This is a genomic window from Chryseobacterium sp. AC417 (assembly GCF_979258215.1).
The window spans coordinates 1,491,131-1,509,308 of the sequence record NZ_OZ409845.1 but is presented as its reverse complement, the minus strand read 5'-3'; the positions used below and the strand labels follow the sequence as shown (position 1 = coordinate 1,509,308).

Sequence of the window (18,178 nt, the reverse complement as noted above, 5' to 3'; positions counted from 1 at the left end):
ATAACAACGGGTTTATATTCTAAAAATAAGGCTTCACTTTCAGATAAAATCGGTTTAATTTTTCTTTATCAATTGTTTTTACATCAATATTTAAAGATCCTAAAATCAAAAGATAAATCTCGTAAGTATCAATATTCCTGCCACTGACTTCATTGATGGTATTACATAAATCATCGTAATATTTTACCTTTCCTGTAATTTCTTCTAAAGGTTTGTCAATGGTAAAGAATGAGCCAAAAAGCTCGACCCTTTTCGCTTTAAATTCCGGATGAGATTTTATTAGGGTTAACCACAGATCAAACGAAAAATGAGTGTGGTTTTGGATGTCAATATCTGTTTTCAAAATGTTTTAAGTTAAATTATTTAGCTTGTATTGAAAAAGATTTTTAAAAGTGTGCCATGATTATTTTTTTATATCAATTGTGTATGAATTTCAATTCTACCCAAAGATAAAATTTTTCTTTTAATCTGTATTTTTTTTAAGATTATTTAAGAGTTTAACTTTCGCAAAACGTAATAAAAAAACTAAAAAAAATTATTCAGAGAAATCGCTTTTATTATTCAGGATTTATTAATTCATCAATAATATTCTTTTACATTTAATTAGAATACAATTTATTATATTATAGTAAAGCATTCTGGTAACTGATAGCAAAAAAATTCACTAAATCTTTTGTGTATTTTCAAGCTAAAATGATGAAGTTTCTTGTCACCTACATCATCTGTAAAAAAAAACAAATTTTTCTCAACCAATATCATTTAACTTACTGAATCGTCTAAACAAAACCAATATATTGTTTAATGCTAAATGCAATTGCTTTTATCATCATTTAATTGTTAATATAAATCAATTATTATTAACTGTAATTAAAAATAATTATAACATTTATTAGATAATTTTTTTTAAATTTGACCAGTTGCTTTATTAATTTTAATGAAATATTACCAACAGATTTCTATTTCTGTTCGAGCAAAGTAAGATTTATTATTCATTCCGAAGAGAAAAAAATAAATGAATAAAATATTTTATTAAATTGTATTTCACAACAACTATACAAAGAACTCCCCTCGCCTTTGAATAGTTAAAAAAATGGTATTCCGGAGAATCTAGAATCAATTAATTTATTACAGATAATGGATGAGTAGAATGAAGATCTAAATGTTAAATATCATTACAAATAAGAAGTATATCTCTCTTTAGATTTCAAAAGAAGCCAAAAACACAAATGCTTACCAATGACGGATTAATGAAAAATATTTAAAAATAAATCATTATTTATAAATGTTATATAAAGTAATACATATCGGCCAATCTATTAAAGAGCTTGTGGATCAGAAAGAAATTCCGATCGAAAGAATCTGTAATTTCCTGAATAAAGATGAAGAGTTTGTAGAGAGTGTTTATGAAAGTAAATCTATTGATACCGATATTCTCTTAAGATGGGCTAAATTACTGGAATACGATTTTTTTAGGCTTTACAGCTCTCATTTGATTTTGTATGCACCACCTTCGGCTGTCAACAAAACCAATATAAAGTCGGAAAAAGCACCACAGTTCAGAAAAAATATTTATACTCAGGAAATTAAAGATTTCATTCTCAAAAAAATTGGTTCCGGTGAGATGACACAGGCTGATGTGATTAAAGAATATTCCATACCGAAAAGCACGCTTCATAGATGGCTTCAGAAAAATCAACCCTAACTGCAAAATATCGTAAAAATGAAACCGAACTACAGTAAAATATACCACGATCTTTTGCTTGCAGAACATCCTGAAAAACTGAAAGATGCAAAAGTAAAAGAGCTTCTCAAGAATCTTAATACCAGTGAAGAGGTGATTAGATTTAACGATAAGATTTTCAAACAATCCAAAGAAAGTTCTGAAAACAATCAGAAACTCAGAACATACGACAAAGCAACGATGCTTAAGATATTGACCTATCAAAAACAACACGGATTCTCCAGCAATTATATTTCAAAAAAATATAAAATCAGCAGAACGACTATAGCAAAATGGAAGAAAATCTGCGAAGATGAAATTCAATAAACAAAAAGCTGCGACTTTAAACTGCCCCAAAATAGTTAGACACTTTTTTGGGGCAGTTTTATTTTATCCTCATTGAAAATTCTTGCGGAATGATCGACTTTGTGGATCATGTGATCATTTAAAAGAATGTCGAAAACCATAGCCCCGATTGAAGCGGCATCCTTTTTTGTTGCGACCGGAGCGAAGCGGAGGTCGTAACGAAAAAGATACAGCGGAAAGCGGGAATAGCTACTGAAAAAAACTCATGTATTTCAAATCGACCATTCACTTTTCACATATTTTCTATCTTTGCACATTCAAAATAAAATTATGAGTATTCACATCAGTGCAAAAAAAGGAGATATAGCAAAAGTGGTGTTACAACCGGGAGATCCGCTTCGTGCGAAATATATAGCAGAAAATTTTCTTGAAAATGCAAAATTGGTAAGTCAAGACCAGAGGAATTTTATATTACACAGGTCTTTATAAGGGTAAAGAAATCTCTGTAGGAGCAAGCGGAATGGGCTTCCCGAGTATCGGTATTTATTCTTTTGAATTGTATACAGAGTATGAAGTAGAGACCATCATCAGAATCGGAACTTGTGGAGCTTACACTACAGATTTGAAAATTTTTGATTTATTAAACATTGAAAATGCTGCAAGCGAAAGTACTTACGCAAAATTTGCCTGGGAAATTGATGAAGATATTATTTCTCACCAGGGAAATGTTTTTGGAATCATTAATCAAACTGCGGAAGAATTATCTTTAAAAACTAAATCAACCAATATACACAGCAGTGATATTTTTTACAGAAAAAACCCTGAAGTTCCTGTTATTGCAACGAAATACAATTGCCCGGCAGTGGAAATGGAAGCATTCGGATTATTTGCCAATGCAAAACATCTAGGGAAAAATGCAGCGACCATTATTACGGTTTCTGATATTATTCCTACTCATGAAAAAATTTCGGCAGACCAAAGAGAAACAGCTTTAAAACCTATGATTGAATTGGCTTTAGAAGCTGCCTGGAAAATGTGTTAAGATAAATACTCAATATCTTTTTACCTGCATGTATCATCAATCACTAAAAATGTATGAATAAACCAAATATTAATTATTCATGTTGTTTTTAGGGGAAGTTATGAGAGTGAAAAACTGATATACAAGCATACCTTATCATCAATACAACGATAACATGAGTTTAGTTTTCAAATGAAAATTAAAGACTTACATCAGACTATTATCATAAAAAAAAACACTGTTAATAAAATTTAATCTATTTTATTATAAAATTATTACATTTAAAAACTCGTCAATGGGAAATTATTTCCCCAAATGAGATCTTGCGCAATCGATTACAATTTTTAATCATACTACAATTTGTAAATAATATAATTTTAAAAATAATGGCAATTACAACAGGAAACAAAGAGTATTTTAAAGGAATAGATAAAATTAAGTTTGAAGGAAAAGAATCAGACAATCCGTTAGCATTCAAATTTTACGATGAAAATTTGGTCATTCGTGGAAAAACGATGAAAGAATATTTCAAGTTTGCCTCCGCTTACTGGCATACATTCTGTGCAACAGGTGGAGATCCATTTGGTGCGGGAACTCAGCAGTTCGACTGGTTAACTGCTTCTGATGCAAAACAAAGAGCAACAGAAAAAATGGATGCAGCTTTCGAATTTTTCACAAAACTAGGGGTTCCTTATTACTGTTTTCACGATTATGATCTGATTGATGAGGCAGATAATTTCTTAGAATCTACAAAAAGATTAGAATTCATTACCGATTATGCTAAAGAAAAGCAGGCAGCTTCCGGGGTAAAATTACTTTGGGGAACGTCCAACTGTTTCTCAAATCCAAGATTTATGAATGGTGCAGCAACCAATCCTTCATTTGATGTTTTGGCTTATGCAGGCGGACAGGTGAAGAATGCTCTTGATGCAACGATTAAATTAAATGGAGAAAACTATGTATTTTGGGGCGGTCGTGAAGGGTATATGTCTCTATTAAACACCAATATGAAACGTGAGCAGGAACACATGGCGAAGTTTTTACATTTGGCGAAAGATTATGCAAGAGCTCAAGGTTTCAAAGGAACTTTCTTCATCGAGCCGAAACCAATGGAACCTACAAAACACCAGTACGATTTTGATGCGGCAACATGTTTGAATTTTCTTCGTCAGTACGATTTATTAAATGATTTTAAATTAAATCTGGAAGTGAATCACGCTACTTTAGCACAACATACTTTCGAGCACGAACTTCAGGTAGCTGCTGACAACAATGTTTTGGGAAGCATTGATGCAAACAGAGGAGATTACCAGAACGGTTGGGACACAGACCAGTTCCCGGTTGATTTGTACGAAATGACTCAGGCAATGTTGGTGATTATCCAAGCTGGAGGTTTACAAGGTGGAGGCGTTAATTTTGATGCTAAAATCAGAAGAAATTCTACAGATCTTGAAGATATTTTCATCGCACACATCAGCGGAATGGACAATTTTGCAAGATCGTTTATGGCTGCTGATAAAATTTTAGAAAAATCAAAATACTCAGAGATCAGAACCAACAGATACTCATCATTCGACACCGGAAAAGGTAAAGATTTCGAAAACGGAAACTTATCCTTAACCGATCTTGCGACTTACGCTCAAGGGCTTGGTGAAGTGGGCAGAGAAAGCGGAAAACAGGAATATCTTGAGAGCATCATTAACCAGTATTTATAGATTTTAAACAATTAAAATTCAATCAAACTATGCAAATAATAGATTCTGGTCCAAAATATTCTTCAGGAACAAAGGCAAAGATCAATATGCTGTACGTCACTGTACTCACACTGGTTGCCACTTTGGGAGGACTTTTGTTTGGATACGACACCGCAGTGATTTCCGGGGCCGAAAAATCGATCCAGGAATATCTGATCATTCCTTTGGGATTGAGTTTCACTGGCTCACGGAGCGACCATTTCCAGTGCATTGATCGGCTGTATCATTGGTGGTGCAATTTCCGGGATGATCTCCACGAAACTGGGAAGAAAAAAATCATTGATGCTTTCTGCATTTCTGTTCTTCATCAGTGCTTTGGGAGCGGCATATCCTGAATTTTTATTTTTTAAACACGGTGAACATTCGATGGGTGTTTTACTGGCATTCAATTTTTATAGGATCATTGGTGGAATTGGTGTAGGACTCGCTTCGGCAGTCTGCCCGATGTACATTGGTGAGATTGCACCTGCCGAAATACGTGGAAAACTGGTTTCTTTGAATCAGTTTGCCATTATTTTCGGGATGCTCGTGGTTTACTTTGTGAACTGGGGCATCGCAAGCGGACAAACCGTGGAATGGATCAACGAAATCGGATGGAGATATATGTTTTTATCGTTAACGATTCCTTCTGCTCTGTTTGGAATTTTACTGTTCTTCGTTCCTGAAACTCCGCGTTATCTGACGTTTGTCAATAAAGATGCGGAAGCGTTGAAGATTTTAACTAAAATCAATGGTGAAGCCCGCGGAAAAGAAATTTTCTCTGAAATCAAAAGCACCGTTGTTGAGCACAAAAGTGAAATTTTTGCTTTCGGGAAAACAGTAATCGTAATTGGAATTTTGCTTTCTGTTTTCCAGCAGTTTGTAGGAATTAATGTGGCATTATATTATGCTCCCAGAATTTTCGAAAGTATGGGTGTTCACAAAGATTCATCAATGTTACAAACCGTTGTGATGGGATTGGTGAATGTTGTATTTACTATCATTGCAATTTTCACGGTGGATAAATGGGGAAGAAAACCACTGCTGATCGTAGGTTCAGTAGGGATGGCAATTGGTATGTTTGCGATTGCGATTTTATCGTATTATCAGATTATCGGGATTGCAACTTTAGTATTTATTATCGTTTACACCGCTTCATTTATGATGTCGTGGGGACCGATTTGCTGGGTTTTGATCTCAGAAATCTTCCCTAATAAAATCAGAGGAAGTGCGATTGCCATTGCTGTTGCGGCACAATGGGCAGCCAACTATTTGATTTCTTCAACTTATCCTTTTATGATGGAATTCAGTGGAGCTTTCACGTACGGGTTTTACGGCGTCATGAGTGTTCTATCCCTGTTCTTTGTTTGGAAATGGGTACCAGAAACGAAAGGAAAATCTTTGGAGGAAATCGAAAAGATTTGGGAAAAATAAAAAATATTAAGTATTAAAATTAGTTCATTAAGGGCATCGAATTTTTGGTGCTCTTTTTTTTATTCAATAGCTATAATTTGATTAAATTTACGATCTACTTAACATATAGAATAACGCTATTCCATACCATTTATGACAAAGAAAAATGCCACTATTTATGATATTTCAAGAAAGCTAAACGTAAGTGTGGCAACGGTTTCACGAGCATTGAATGACAACCCGAGAATTAGTCAGGCAACAAAAGATCTGGTGATTAAAACTGCTAAGGAAATGAATTACAAGCAGAATAATCTTGCCAAAGCATTAAAAAGCGGCGAAACCAAAAATGTAGGAATCATCGTTCCCTACATCAATACCAACTTTTTCTCATCAGTAATTCGTGGAATTGAAGAAGAACTTTCTCTTCACGGCTATCACGTTATTATCTGCCAAAGTCATGAAGATGTTCTGACCGAAAAAAAACACCTGAATACCTTATTAAATGCTCAGGTAGACGGAATTTTCATGTCTGTTTCCCGAACTACCGTTGATACCGAACATATTCAGCATATTTTAAATACCACCAATACTCCCATTATATTTTTTGACAGAAAGAAAGATATTCCGGGGATCAATACGGTGACTGTTGATGATTACCGTGGTGGATATATGGCGACCGAACACCTGATCAATGAAGGTTATAAAAATATCTGTCATTTTTCCGGAGATCAGAATCTTGAGATTTACCAGAACCGTCTGAATGGTTACAAACAGGCTTTGATCGATCATCAATTTCAGGTAAAAGAAGAAAACATCATCTTCACAGGAAGTTCTATCGATGAAGGAATTGAAGCCATCAAAACTTTATGGGACAGAAAATCTATTCCAGATGCAATATTTTCTGCCAGTGATTTTGCAGCGTTAGGAGCTTGTCAGGAACTAAAAAAACGAAAGATAAAAATACCACAGGAAGTTGCCGTGATCGGTTTTTCTAACGAACCTTTCACCCAATTCATGGAACTTCCAATGAGTTCGATTGATCAGACTCCTTTGTTAATGGGAAATATGGCCGGACAGGTTTTTATTGATCACGTAAAAGATAATTCTTCCGGAGTTTCTGTTGAGAAGAAAGTAGTTTTGACGCCGAAAATTTGTGTGAGGAAGTCTTCGAAGAGGAAATAGTTTACCTAAAAAAAATTTTAAATACCCTTTAAACCACCCCGTCTTTTTCCTTTCGGAAAAATCCACCCCTCCAAGGGAGGGGAATTATAGTCTGTGGGAGAAAAATAAGACTTTAATTCAAATTTAGAAAATGTAAAACAAATTTTAAATAAAAATCTACCATGGAAAATTCCCCTCCTCTGGAGGGGTGGATTAATTTTCAAAGAAAATTAAGACGGGGTGGTTTTAGCAGCCATAATTTTCAACTATAAAATCCTCCAAATTCTTCATTACAGCAATTAAATTATTCTTCACATCAAAATCTGTAATTCTAAACATTTTCAATCCTAAAGATTCTAAATACTTCTGCCTGATGTCATCATAATCTTTTTTTGTATCATGACTCCAACCATCAATTTCAATAACCAATCCTAACTTTTTAACATAAAAATCAACAATATAGTTTCCTATAATTCTCTGTCTGTCAAAATCTATATTGTGGAAACTTTTTACCCGAACTTGATTCCAAAAATCACTTCGCTTAAAATTCCGGCTTTTCTTTTTCCTTGTAATAATGGTTTTAATTTTGGATTGTAGGGGAGATTTTCTACGAAGTTTTTGCGAATGGGGATTCCGTTGATTTGTATTAAAATTTCATTCATTTTTTTGTGTTTTTTCTTTTGTGCTCTTTAAACCACCCCGTCTTTTTTCTTCGAAAAAATCCACCCCTCCGAGGGAGTGGAATTATAGTCTGTGGGAGAAAAATAAGACTTTAATTCAAATTTAGAAAATGTAAGACAAATATTCAACAAAAAACTACCCATGAAAAATTCCCCTCCTCTGGAGGGGTGGCGAAAATTCGAAAGAATTTTTGACGGGGTGGTTTGTTTTCGCAGGAATGTAGAAATTACTTTTGTTTTAATATAACTTGAAACTTGTTATTACTTTTTATTTAATTATTTTTGACGAATAATAGTTTGGATTGACGCATTTGCGTAAAACCTAATATTATCTGCAATTATAAAGACCCCTCTATGTACAAAATTTTGATTTTCCTTTTATTATTTTCTATTAATATTTCTGCCCAAATTAACAGTCAATTTCTAATAGAAAATTGGACAAAATCCAAAACTAGAATGCTAGATGGAAGCAAGGATTTAAGTGAGCCATATTTTCTCTTCCAAATTCTTCCAATGGAAATTTTCAAATAATAAATTTTGTATAAATTCTGAACCAATTTTCTATAATGAAAATAACTGTATAGACTATAAACTTGAAAAAAATATTATTAAAACTTCTCCTCAATCAGGTTACGAAATCGAAAAATTGACAAGCGATTCTCTTATAGTGATAGAAAGAATAGAAGGTGTTACAACTAATGATAAAATTAAAAAATTATGGTTTGTGAAAACTTCAAACCTAAAGAAAAACATTATTGAAATAACCAAAAATGACTCATCTATAGTGGCTAATGAGCATTTCACTCCAACTCTAAATAAAAATTTTATTATTGAAATCAATAAAGAATTTAGAAAAGTAAATAAAACTCCAAATTTCAATGTAATTGGGGAGATTGTTTTTTTTCCTAAGAAGCAGAAAATTGAACTTCTTATTAAAAATACTGATAATCTTAACAAATACGAAAAATTTATTCAAATAGAAAAATCAGTGATAGAAAACTCCTTTTCAAATTGGGACTTAAAAGACTTTATGCACTTCGATAAGATTTATCTTCCATTTATTTTGCAAACACAATATTATAGTATAGATGAAGATTGGCGTTATAAAGGTTCTAGAGTTTTCTATTTTATTAATAATATTGAAGATATAACCAAAATTCAAGGAATAAAAGCAGAAGATATGCGTGATGCTGGAAAGAATTTTAATAATGGAATCTCATCTTACCAAGATAAAAAATATGATAAAGCACTCTTATATTTTCAAAAATCTTACGAATTAGACAATAGAAATATTGATGCTTTGTACAATATAATTGCAATTTACTCACTAAAAAACGACAATTCAAATGCTTGTAAAACATTAAAATTATTAAATGATTTAGAACAGACAGAGGGCACCAAACTATTCAATCAAAACTGTAAAAAATAATTTTCTTTAAAAAATACTTGCTAAAACGGGACGAATTCTTTTTAATAAGAATTTTAAGTCTCTAAAGTAATCTTCATTTTAGCTAAGTTTTATTTTTCGAACTGCTCGTCATTACCAAACCAATAAACATAGAACAAAAATCAACAAAAAGCCTTTTCACATCGGAATAAATTTCTACTAAAAACCTATTTCTCTTAATTCACAGAAAAACGGGCTAACCTCGCTCCTATTGATACCAACTTTATATTCGTGTAATTTGTGTTTAAACAAGCCCTAAAAGAAAATGCTCCCTACCGAAGCAAGAAGCATTTTCAACCCTAATATTAATATAATTAACCCATTACAGAGAGACTCCTCGTCTCCATGGAATGAAATCATTCTGATTCAGAACGTCTGCTTTGGTTTTTACTTCGCCGCTGGCTACGTTGATGATGAGTTCCAGAAGTTCGTCTGCCGCTTCGGGAATTGTTTTTTCTCCGCTGATCACGGTACCTGCATTGAAATCAATAATATCTGACATCTTTTCTGCTAAAACCGTGTTGGAAGAAATCTTCACAACAGGCGTAATAGGATTTCCCATTGGAGTTCCAAGACCTGTAGTGAAAAGTACGATTGTTGCTCCTGAACCTACTAAAGCCGTCGTACATTCGGCATCATTTCCGGGAGTACACAAAAGATTCAGACCTGGTTTTGTAGCGTATTCTGTAAAATCGAGAACTTCAACAATTGGTGCAGCTCCGCCTTTTTTAGAGGCTCCTGCAGATTTCATGGCATCGGTAATTAAGCCGTCCTTGATATTTCCGGGAGACGGATTCATATCAAATCCTGATCCTGCTGCAACCACAGAGGCTTCAAAATCTTTCATCAGTTTCAGGAACTTTACACCGTCTTCATCATTGATGCAACGGTTCACCAACTCCTGCTCTACTCCACACAATTCTGGGAACTCGGCCAACATGGTTGTTCCGCCGACTGCCACCATAATATCTGAAACCTCTCCCAAAACAGGGTTCGCAGAGATTCCTGAGAAACCGTCTGAGCCACCACATTCTAAACCAATGTTCAGTTTGGTAATGGAGGCCGGTTTTCTTTCTATTTCGTTGGCTTTTTTAATGCCTTCATAAGAATCTTTGATAACGCCGGTCAGCATTTCATCGATGGTACCCGATTTTTGCTGTTCGTAAACCACAATCGGTTTTTTGTTATCCGGAGCCAATGCATGAATTGAATCCATAAAAATCTGTACCTGAAGATTCTGACATCCTAAGCTGAGAACGGTAGCTCCCGCAACATTCGGGTTGTTGACGTATCCTGCAAACAGTCTTCCCAACGCTTCAGCATCCTGCCGAATCCCCCCACAGCCACCTTGGTGTGTGATGAATCTTGCATCAATATTTTTAAATATTCTTGTATCCGGTTCCTCTTCTTCCACCTCAACAGCTGCACCACCGTTCAATAAAGAACGCAATAATAATTGATGCTTGCTGGCTTTATCATGAAGCAATTCTTTTTCAAAAATATCCTTCAGCGTTTCGATATTCTTGTTTTCGCAGAATACCAACGGGAAAAACAACCAAATGTTTTCTGTACCTACTTGTCCGTCTTCACGGTGGTAACCCATAAAAGTACGGTCTTTCCATTTATCAACATTGGGTGGAGTCCAGCCCAGAGTTCCGGTTTTACCAACCACTTTTGCACTTTGGTGCTTTACGTTTTCAGTCGTAATCACTTCGCCCTGTCTGATAGATTGGTTGGCTTTTCCAACGATGACACCATACATTAAAATATGGTCGCCATCCTCAAAATCTACGGCAGCGAATTTATGTTTTGCTTTAATATCTTTAAGAATCGTATAATCTGTACCGTCTAAATGTACCGATTCTCCGGCAGGCAAATCCATCAACGCTACAATAACGTTGTCTTTGGGATTTACTTTCAGTACTTTCTTTTGCATGATTTTTTAAGAATAAAATTGAATAAAATTTTTGTAGGCAGTTTCCATGTCATTGTGGTCGATTTCGTACAATGCTTTTGCTACTGCGGCTTTCAGACCTTCAACCTGAGTAAGGTCGGTATCCCAGAACAATTTTTCGCTCAATGCCTGTTCTGAAATTACTTCGTAATCTTCGTTTTTCCAGATTTCTTTGAATCTGTTGATGATTGCTTCTTCGTCATTCAAAGGAAGAGATTTTTCACCAAAACTTCCCTGATAGAATCGGATTAAACTTGCCAGAGAGTACGTTAAGTTCAACGGAAGTCTGTTATTTCTTTCAACATACGTTAGTAAACTCGGAATGACTCTCACTTTAAATTTAGATACAAAATATAAAGCGATGCTTGCCAAATGATGCTTGATAAAAGGATTTCTGAATCTGTCGAAAACTTCTTCCGCAAATTCTTTCAGTTCAGTTTCATCTAAACCTAAAGTCTGGTTGACTTCATTGAAAATCGTTTCATTTAAAAAAGTTCCGATAAACTGGTCATCAATCGCTTCTTTTACGATTTCTTTTCCTGCTAAAATTGCCGGAGCCAACATCAACGTATGTCCGCCATTCAGAATTCTTACTTTTCTTAAACGGTACGGCTGAATATCATCCACCACCAAGATCTGTTCATTGATCTGATCGAAAGGAATTCTCTGTTTTAAATCTTCACCTCCCTGAATTACCCATAAAAGGAATGTTTCAGAAACCACCATCATCGGATCTTCATAATCCAACTGGTCTTCATAAGTTGTCGCATCATCTTTCGGATAACCCGGAACAATTCTGTCTACCAATGTATTGTGGAAGTGATTGCTTTGTTCAATCCATTGCGCAAAACCTTCGTCTAAATTCCAAAGTTGGGAATATTTTAAAATAATACTTTTTAAGACAAAAGCATTATCTTCAATCAGTTCGCAAGGAATAATTCTTAAACCTTTATCGGTCGCTCCATTGAAATGCTTGTACCTTTCATGAAGTAAAACCGCCACTTTCGCCGGGAAATTTTTGTGCGGACCTTCGTAAGTATTTTCAGTTTCGTCGTAAGCAATTCCGGTTTCTGTTGTATTCGAAAAAACAAATTCAAGCTCTTCTTCTTTTGCTAAATCTAAGAAATCGCTGTAATCTGCATAAGGATTGATCGACTTTTGAATCGCCGAAATCACGCATTTCTCATCAATGATTTCTCCTTTTTTTATTCCTCTTGAAAATAAAGTGTACAAATTTCCCTGTTCTTCAAGTTTGTGAACCGAACCGTTTGGTGTTGGCTGTACGTTGACAATACCTGCATTGAAATCTGCTTCTTTATTTAATTTGTCAATCACATAATCTGTAAATCCGCGCATGAAGTTTCCTCCGCCGAATTGTACGATCTTGATTGGTAATTTTGTATTTAATCCGCTGTTTTGACGGTTTAATTGTTGTTTTGTCTGATTTTCCATCTTCTTGTTGATGATTTTTTTAAAGCAAAGTCCGCAAAGATTGTTTTGGACAAAATGCTGTATATTTTTAAGTTCGCAAAGGCGTTCTACTTAGCGAAGAACTCCATGTCTTTATTTGGACTGTTAAGAGTCTGCTTAAAATTTCATCAAAATTAATTTACCCCGACCCTAAAGGGAGTTAATTTGATGAGATTTTCAAGGCATTTTCCACCCTTTAGGTTTTGTGGAAAAGAAAAATGCTTTGAAAATTTTAGTTTTTTAAATCTTAAATTTATTTACTGATCACTTTATATTTTGGAACCAATGTTTTCATTACTACCCATGCAATCAAATAAGCGACTGCACAGATGGAGAAAATAATCATGTATCCTTTGTCGATACCATCTGAAACTACTGCACCTGATTTTTCTAATTGTTTGAAAAAATCATCCGGTAAACGGCCATTGATATACTGAGGATATTTTTCCAGCAAAGGAACTCCATCAACGGTCGACCAGGCTTTGTGAGCGTGATCAAACAAAACTCCGGAAGATTTATTAATGATAAAAGAACCGATTCCTCCAGCCATTCCGCCAATTCCTGTGATGGTTGCGATGGCTTTTTTAGGGAACATATCGCCTACTGTTGAGAAAATATTTGCCGACCAAGCCTGATGAGCCGCTCCTGCAATCCCGATAATTAAAACCGGAATCCAATACGTTGCTTTTCCTAAAGGTTGAGCTAAAAGTGCCAACAGAGGGAAAAATGCGAAAATCAACATCGCTTTCATTCTTCCGTTATAAGCGTTCATTCCTTTCTTTTCAACAAAATATTTTGGAAGCCATCCTCCGATGATCGATAGCAAAGTAATCATATATAATACAAATAATGGCAATGCACTTTCAGTAGAATCCATTCCGTAGACCGAACTTAAATAAGCCGGAGTCCAGAATAAAAAGAACCACCAAACACCGTCAGTCATAAACTTTCCAAAAGCAAACGCCCAAGTCTGTCTGTAACTGAAACATTCTTTGAATGTAAAAACTTTTTCAGGAACTGAAGTATCTTCGTTGGGAAGATCATCCTGATCCTGGTTGATATATGTTAATTCTTCTTCATTGACTCTCTTATGCAAATGCGGTTTTTTGTAAACGAATACCCAAAGTGCCATCCAGACAAATCCTAAGGCACCAATAATGATAAATGCCCATTCCCAGCCCATTGATCTTGCAATAAACGGAATCGTAAGCGGCGCAGCTAAAGCTCCGACTGTTGCTCCTGCATTCCATATACTCGTAGAAAATGCTCTGTCTTTTTTAGGGAAATATTCTGCAGTTGTTTTGATCGCCGCCGGAAAATTTCCTGCTTCACCAATTGCCAGTACAAAACGTGCAAAAACAAATAAAGTTACACTCGTACTGATGATTGCAGATGTGTTGGAAACCGTACCGATTAATTCTTTAGAACCATGAAAACCGGCTGCCCATTCTCCGGTAAGGATTCCTGAAGTTGCGATTCCACAAAACGCATGTAAAACTGCACCCACAGACCAAACTCCGATTGCCCAAAGGAAACCTTTTTTGGTATCCATCCAGTCAACAAATTTTCCTGCGAATAACATTCCCACTGCATAAAAGATAGAAAATAATGCGGTGATATTTCCATAATCGTTGTTATTCCAGTGAAATTCTGGTGCGATGAAGTCTTTCCACGTCAAAGATAAAACCTGACGATCCAGATAATTGATCGTGGTGGCAAGAAATAACAGCAGACAGATCGTCCATCTGTATTGTGTCGGCTTAAGAGATTTAACTGAACTCATAGTCAATTTATTTATTTTAAAGTCTGGATAATATCCAGCACTTTTTTGGTTTCACTTTCTATTGTCGCATAGTCTTTTGCAAGCATCAATTCTTTGCTTACCAACTTGCTACCCATTCCTACTGCAGAAACTCCTGCTTTGAACCAGCTGTCAATGCTTTCTTTGGTGGTATCAACACCTCCTGTCGGCATAAATTTAAGATTCGGGAAAACATCTTTAATGGCACTCATAAATCCCGGTCCCAAAGCATTACCGGGGAATAATTTAATAAAAGTAACGCCTGCAGTTTCCGCAGCGATAATTTCTGTAGGAGTCATACAACCCGGACTGTACAATAAGTCTTTTGGAATTAAAAATACTGCAACTTCTGCTACAAAACCCGGACTGATAAAGAAATCTGCACCTGCTATGTAATATTCTTCGGCTTGTTTTACATTTTTGATGGTTCCGATTCCGAGAAGCATTTCAGGCATTTCGGCATTACGAACTTCTACCATTTTTGTGAAATTACTCAACGCAGCTTCTCCACGGCTTGTATATTCTACCGCACGAATCCCGGCTTTGTAAAGCGATCTCAATATTTCTAAAGTTACCGTCTCATCAGCATTGTAATAAAGAGGCAAAGCTCCCTGATTGATGATGGTGTTTGTAACTAACTGAATTTTTGTCATTTTTGTTGAATTATTTTGTTAAAATAATCTTTGATTAGGATTTATCTATCCTTTGGTATGCTGTAACTTCAACACTTCATTTTTTTAACGCAAAGGGCGCAAAGATTTTCTTTTTAAACTTGATGTATATTTTTAAGTTTGCAAAGGCGTTTCACTCAGCGAAGTCCACTATGTTTTAGTTGTAGCAATAAGCCAAAGGCAAACTCTATCTTTTGATGCGCCCTCCGGAATTTCCGTTCATTACTTCTTCAATATCTTCAGCGCTGCAATAATTGATATCCCCTAAAATGGTGTGCTTTATTGCACAGGCTGCATTGGCAAAATTTAAAGCTTTTTCGTCATCGAAATTTAATAAACCATAAATCAAACCTGCTGCAAACGCATCACCAGTTCCGATTCTGTCGACAACATTGTCTATTTCTAAAAATTTAGTTTCAAAATACTTTCCGTCAACCAAAGCTCTTCCCTGCGTTTGCTGAGAACTCGCTGTAACCCCGATTCTTATTTTATCGAAAATTTTATGAATAGAAGGACATTGTTTTTTTAATTCTTCACAAGCTTCCATGAAACCTTGCTGATCTGATGAAAACTGAGTTCCCAAAATTTCATTAATCTCATTTACCCCACCGATAAAAATCGTTGAATAAGAAACCAATTCTTTTAAAACTTCATTTCCTTTTTTGCCATATTTCCAAAGGTTGGAACGGTATGCAGGATCTGTTGTCACTTCAATTCCCATTTCACGGGCTGTCAACAAACCTTCTTTCAAAGTTTTGTAAGCATCCTCAGAAATTCCCGGACTAATGCCTGTCCAGTGGAAATATTGGCAACCTTCCAGGGCTTTTTTCCAGTCTATCTGTTCGGGTTTAATGTTGGCAAAAGAACCGTTCAGTCTGTTGTAAGCAATTCTGCTCGCACGGACGGATGCACCTACTTCGAGGAAATATAACCCTAAAGGATGTTCGTTTTTATGAATGAAAGTCGTATCAATCCCAAAACTTTTGATGAAAGACAATGCAGATTCTCCCACAAAATCATCAGAAACATTGCTGATGTGCGTCACATCGCAACCCATTGTCGCCAATGAAGAAGCTACGTTGAGCTCAGTTCCGCCGAAAAAGAATTCCATTTCGTGGCTCTGTTTCATTGTTTTGTTTCCGGGAGGTGAAAGCCTCATGATTACTTCACCGAAAGTGACTATTTTATTGTTCATTTTCTTAATTTAAATAGACTTTATTCTATTTTTAATTTTGACATTTCTTTTTGGAATCACAAAAGCACAAAGGTTTTTTAATTTTAATATTTTTTAAGACATAAAACACTTCGACAAGCTCAGTGTGACATTCCTAATACTAACTGTTCATTTCAACGCTGTCATGCTGAGCTTGTCGAAGCATTTTGCGAGTTCCAATTTTAATTATTTAAAAATCAAAATAATTTTTAGCATTATGATAACAGATATCGGAAATGGTTTTTCCGATTAATGCCATATCATCCGGCAATTCGCCGTTTTTCATTTCTTCTCCGAAAAGATTACACAACACTCTTCTGAAATATTCGTGTCTCGGATAAGATAAGAAACTTCTGGAATCTGTCAACATTCCAACGAAACAGCTGATTAATCCCATATTTGAAAGGGCATTCATCTGCTTGATCATTCCGTCTTTCTGATCCAGAAACCACCAGCCCGAACCGAACTGCACCTTTCCTTTGATACTCCCGTCATTGAAATTCCCGATCATTGTAGCGAAAATTTCGTTGTCGGCAGGATTTAAGTTATATAGAATTGTTTTGGTTAATTTATCTTTTCCGTCTAAAGCGTTTAGCAATTTAGACAAAGTTTCAGCCTGTACGAAGTCACCGATAGAATCCCATCCTGTATCCGGACCCAGAATTCTGTGCATTCTTTCGTTGTTGTTTCTCAAAGCTCCCAAGTGGAACTGCTGAACCCATCCAAATTGATGATATGTCTCGCCTAAGAATAATAAAATGGCAGTTTTGAACTGATTGACCTGCTTTTCAGCAATTACTTTTCCTGAAATTTTATCATTAAAAATGGCGCTTACTTCTGCTTCGGAAGCTTCTTCAAAAGAAATATTGTTCAGTCCGTGGTCGCACAATCTGCATCCGTTTTCATGGAAATACTCTACTCTTTTTAATAAAGCATCACACAAAGTCTGGTAAGAATTGATTTCGATTCCTGCTGACTCGCCTAATTTAGAAATATAATCTGCGAAGTTGTGGTTTTCAATTAAAATTGCCTTATCAGGACGGAAAGCAGTACTTACTTTGATACTGAAATCACTTTTCGCCAAATCCTGATGGTAGTTTAAAACATCAATCGGATCTTCTGTTGTACACAAAGATTCTACGTTCATCATTTTCAGCAAACCTCTTGTAGACTTTTCAGGAGTCTGAAGCTGAGCTGTGATGTTATCGTAAATATCTGAAGCGTTTTTTTCGTTTAATAATTCATCAATACCGAAATAACGCTTTAATTCTAAATGCGTCCAGTGGTACAAAGGATTTCTCAACGTGTAAGGAACCGTTTTTGCCCAGGCTTCGAATTTTTCTTTATCTGTTGCGTCACCCGTGATGAATTTTTCGTTCACTCCCATCGTACGCATTGCACGCCATTTGTAATGATCGCCCGCAATCCAAACTTTAGAAATATTTTCGAAAACCGTATCTTCAGCGATATCTTTTGGTATCAAGTGATTGTGATAATCGATGATCGGCTGCTTTTCTGCAAAATTGAAGTATAGTTCTTCTGCGTATTTATTTTGTAATAAAAAGTTATCTGTAATAAAAGATTTCAT

The 18,178-nt window shown here is 35.3% G+C and carries 18 protein-coding genes; 9 read left to right on the top strand and 9 right to left on the bottom strand.

The genetic code is table 11. The features are described 5' to 3' along the window. Positions 1-19: 19 nt before the first annotated feature. The gene (locus ACZZ9T_RS07320) at positions 20-343 is read right to left on the bottom strand and encodes a hypothetical protein (RefSeq protein ID WP_463441516.1); all 324 of its coding nucleotides are present in this window, start codon (positions 341-343) and stop codon (positions 20-22) included. Positions 344-1,282: 939 nt separating this feature from the next. On the opposite strand from ACZZ9T_RS07320, the gene ACZZ9T_RS07315 reads away from it, so the two are divergent. The 8 genes from ACZZ9T_RS07315 to ACZZ9T_RS07280 all read left to right on the top strand — a co-directional run bounded on the left by ACZZ9T_RS07315 (position 1,283) and on the right by ACZZ9T_RS07280 (position 7,375). After that, positions 1,283-1,702, top strand: coding sequence for a transposase (locus tag ACZZ9T_RS07315; protein WP_463441515.1), 420 nt, complete (start codon positions 1,283-1,285; stop codon positions 1,700-1,702). A gap of 18 nt (positions 1,703-1,720) precedes the next feature. Continuing rightward, a complete protein-coding gene (locus ACZZ9T_RS07310) occupies positions 1,721-2,047 on the top strand; it encodes a helix-turn-helix domain-containing protein (RefSeq protein ID WP_463430905.1) in 327 nt (108 codons plus the stop codon). 309 nt (positions 2,048-2,356) lie between these two features. Then, entirely contained in the window at positions 2,357-2,515 is a 159-nt protein-coding gene (locus tag ACZZ9T_RS07305) for a hypothetical protein (protein WP_463441514.1), read from the top strand. Then, a complete protein-coding gene (locus tag ACZZ9T_RS07300; protein WP_463442990.1) occupies positions 2,490-3,068 on the top strand; it encodes a phosphorylase family protein in 579 nt (192 codons plus the stop codon). Before ACZZ9T_RS07305 ends, ACZZ9T_RS07300 begins: the two co-directional genes overlap by 26 nt. 365 nt (positions 3,069-3,433) lie before the next feature. Beyond that, on the top strand, positions 3,434-4,762 hold the full coding sequence (gene xylA, locus ACZZ9T_RS07295) for a xylose isomerase (protein WP_463441513.1): 1,329 nt from the start codon (positions 3,434-3,436) through the stop codon (positions 4,760-4,762). 29 nt (positions 4,763-4,791) lie between these two features. After that, on the top strand, positions 4,792-5,136 hold the full coding sequence (locus tag ACZZ9T_RS07290; RefSeq protein WP_463441512.1) for a hypothetical protein: 345 nt from the start codon (positions 4,792-4,794) through the stop codon (positions 5,134-5,136). Further along, the gene (xylE, locus tag ACZZ9T_RS07285; RefSeq protein WP_463442989.1) at positions 5,024-6,214 is read left to right on the top strand and encodes a D-xylose transporter XylE; all 1,191 of its coding nucleotides are present in this window, start codon (positions 5,024-5,026) and stop codon (positions 6,212-6,214) included. Before ACZZ9T_RS07290 ends, xylE begins: the two co-directional genes overlap by 113 nt. 132 nt (positions 6,215-6,346) lie before the next feature. Continuing rightward, positions 6,347-7,375, top strand: coding sequence for a LacI family DNA-binding transcriptional regulator (locus ACZZ9T_RS07280; protein WP_463441511.1), 1,029 nt, complete (start codon positions 6,347-6,349; stop codon positions 7,373-7,375). Positions 7,376-7,600: 225 nt separating this feature from the next. Here the strand turns inward: ACZZ9T_RS07280 and ACZZ9T_RS07275 are convergent, their stop codons facing one another. Together ACZZ9T_RS07275 and ACZZ9T_RS07270 are read right to left on the bottom strand one after the other, a co-directional pair. Then, on the bottom strand, positions 7,601-7,927 hold the full coding sequence (locus tag ACZZ9T_RS07275) for an endonuclease domain-containing protein (protein ID WP_463442988.1): 327 nt from the start codon (positions 7,925-7,927) through the stop codon (positions 7,601-7,603). Beyond that, positions 7,864-8,016, bottom strand: coding sequence for a hypothetical protein (locus ACZZ9T_RS07270; protein ID WP_463441510.1), 153 nt, complete (start codon positions 8,014-8,016; stop codon positions 7,864-7,866). The genes ACZZ9T_RS07275 and ACZZ9T_RS07270 overlap by 64 nt, the downstream gene beginning before the upstream one ends. Positions 8,017-8,515: 499 nt before the next feature. Here ACZZ9T_RS07270 and ACZZ9T_RS07265 point away from each other — a divergent pair, with 499 nt between their 5' ends. Next, positions 8,516-9,463, top strand: coding sequence for a tetratricopeptide repeat protein (locus ACZZ9T_RS07265; protein WP_463441509.1), 948 nt, complete (start codon positions 8,516-8,518; stop codon positions 9,461-9,463). A gap of 340 nt (positions 9,464-9,803) precedes the next feature. Here ACZZ9T_RS07265 and ACZZ9T_RS07260 read toward each other — a convergent pair whose 3' ends face one another. From ACZZ9T_RS07260 to uxaC, 6 genes are all read right to left on the bottom strand, one after another. Beyond that, the gene (locus ACZZ9T_RS07260; RefSeq protein ID WP_463441508.1) at positions 9,804-11,417 is read right to left on the bottom strand and encodes a UxaA family hydrolase; all 1,614 of its coding nucleotides are present in this window, start codon (positions 11,415-11,417) and stop codon (positions 9,804-9,806) included. Positions 11,418-11,423: 6 nt separating this feature from the next. Beyond that, positions 11,424-12,887 (bottom strand): tagaturonate reductase, encoded by a 1,464-nt coding sequence (locus ACZZ9T_RS07255; RefSeq protein ID WP_463441507.1) that lies wholly within the window; start codon positions 12,885-12,887, stop codon positions 11,424-11,426. A gap of 271 nt (positions 12,888-13,158) precedes the next feature. After that, positions 13,159-14,688, bottom strand: a complete 1,530-nt coding sequence (locus ACZZ9T_RS07250; protein ID WP_463441506.1) for an MFS transporter — start codon at positions 14,686-14,688, stop codon at positions 13,159-13,161. A gap of 11 nt (positions 14,689-14,699) precedes the next feature. Beyond that, a complete protein-coding gene (locus ACZZ9T_RS07245; RefSeq protein ID WP_463441505.1) occupies positions 14,700-15,359 on the bottom strand; it encodes a beta/alpha barrel domain-containing protein in 660 nt (219 codons plus the stop codon). Positions 15,360-15,564: 205 nt separating this feature from the next. Continuing rightward, a complete protein-coding gene (locus ACZZ9T_RS07240; protein WP_463441504.1) occupies positions 15,565-16,572 on the bottom strand; it encodes a sugar kinase in 1,008 nt (335 codons plus the stop codon). Positions 16,573-16,780: 208 nt separating this feature from the next. Then, the gene (gene uxaC / locus ACZZ9T_RS07235; RefSeq protein WP_463441503.1) at positions 16,781-18,178 is read right to left on the bottom strand and encodes a glucuronate isomerase; all 1,398 of its coding nucleotides are present in this window, start codon (positions 18,176-18,178) and stop codon (positions 16,781-16,783) included.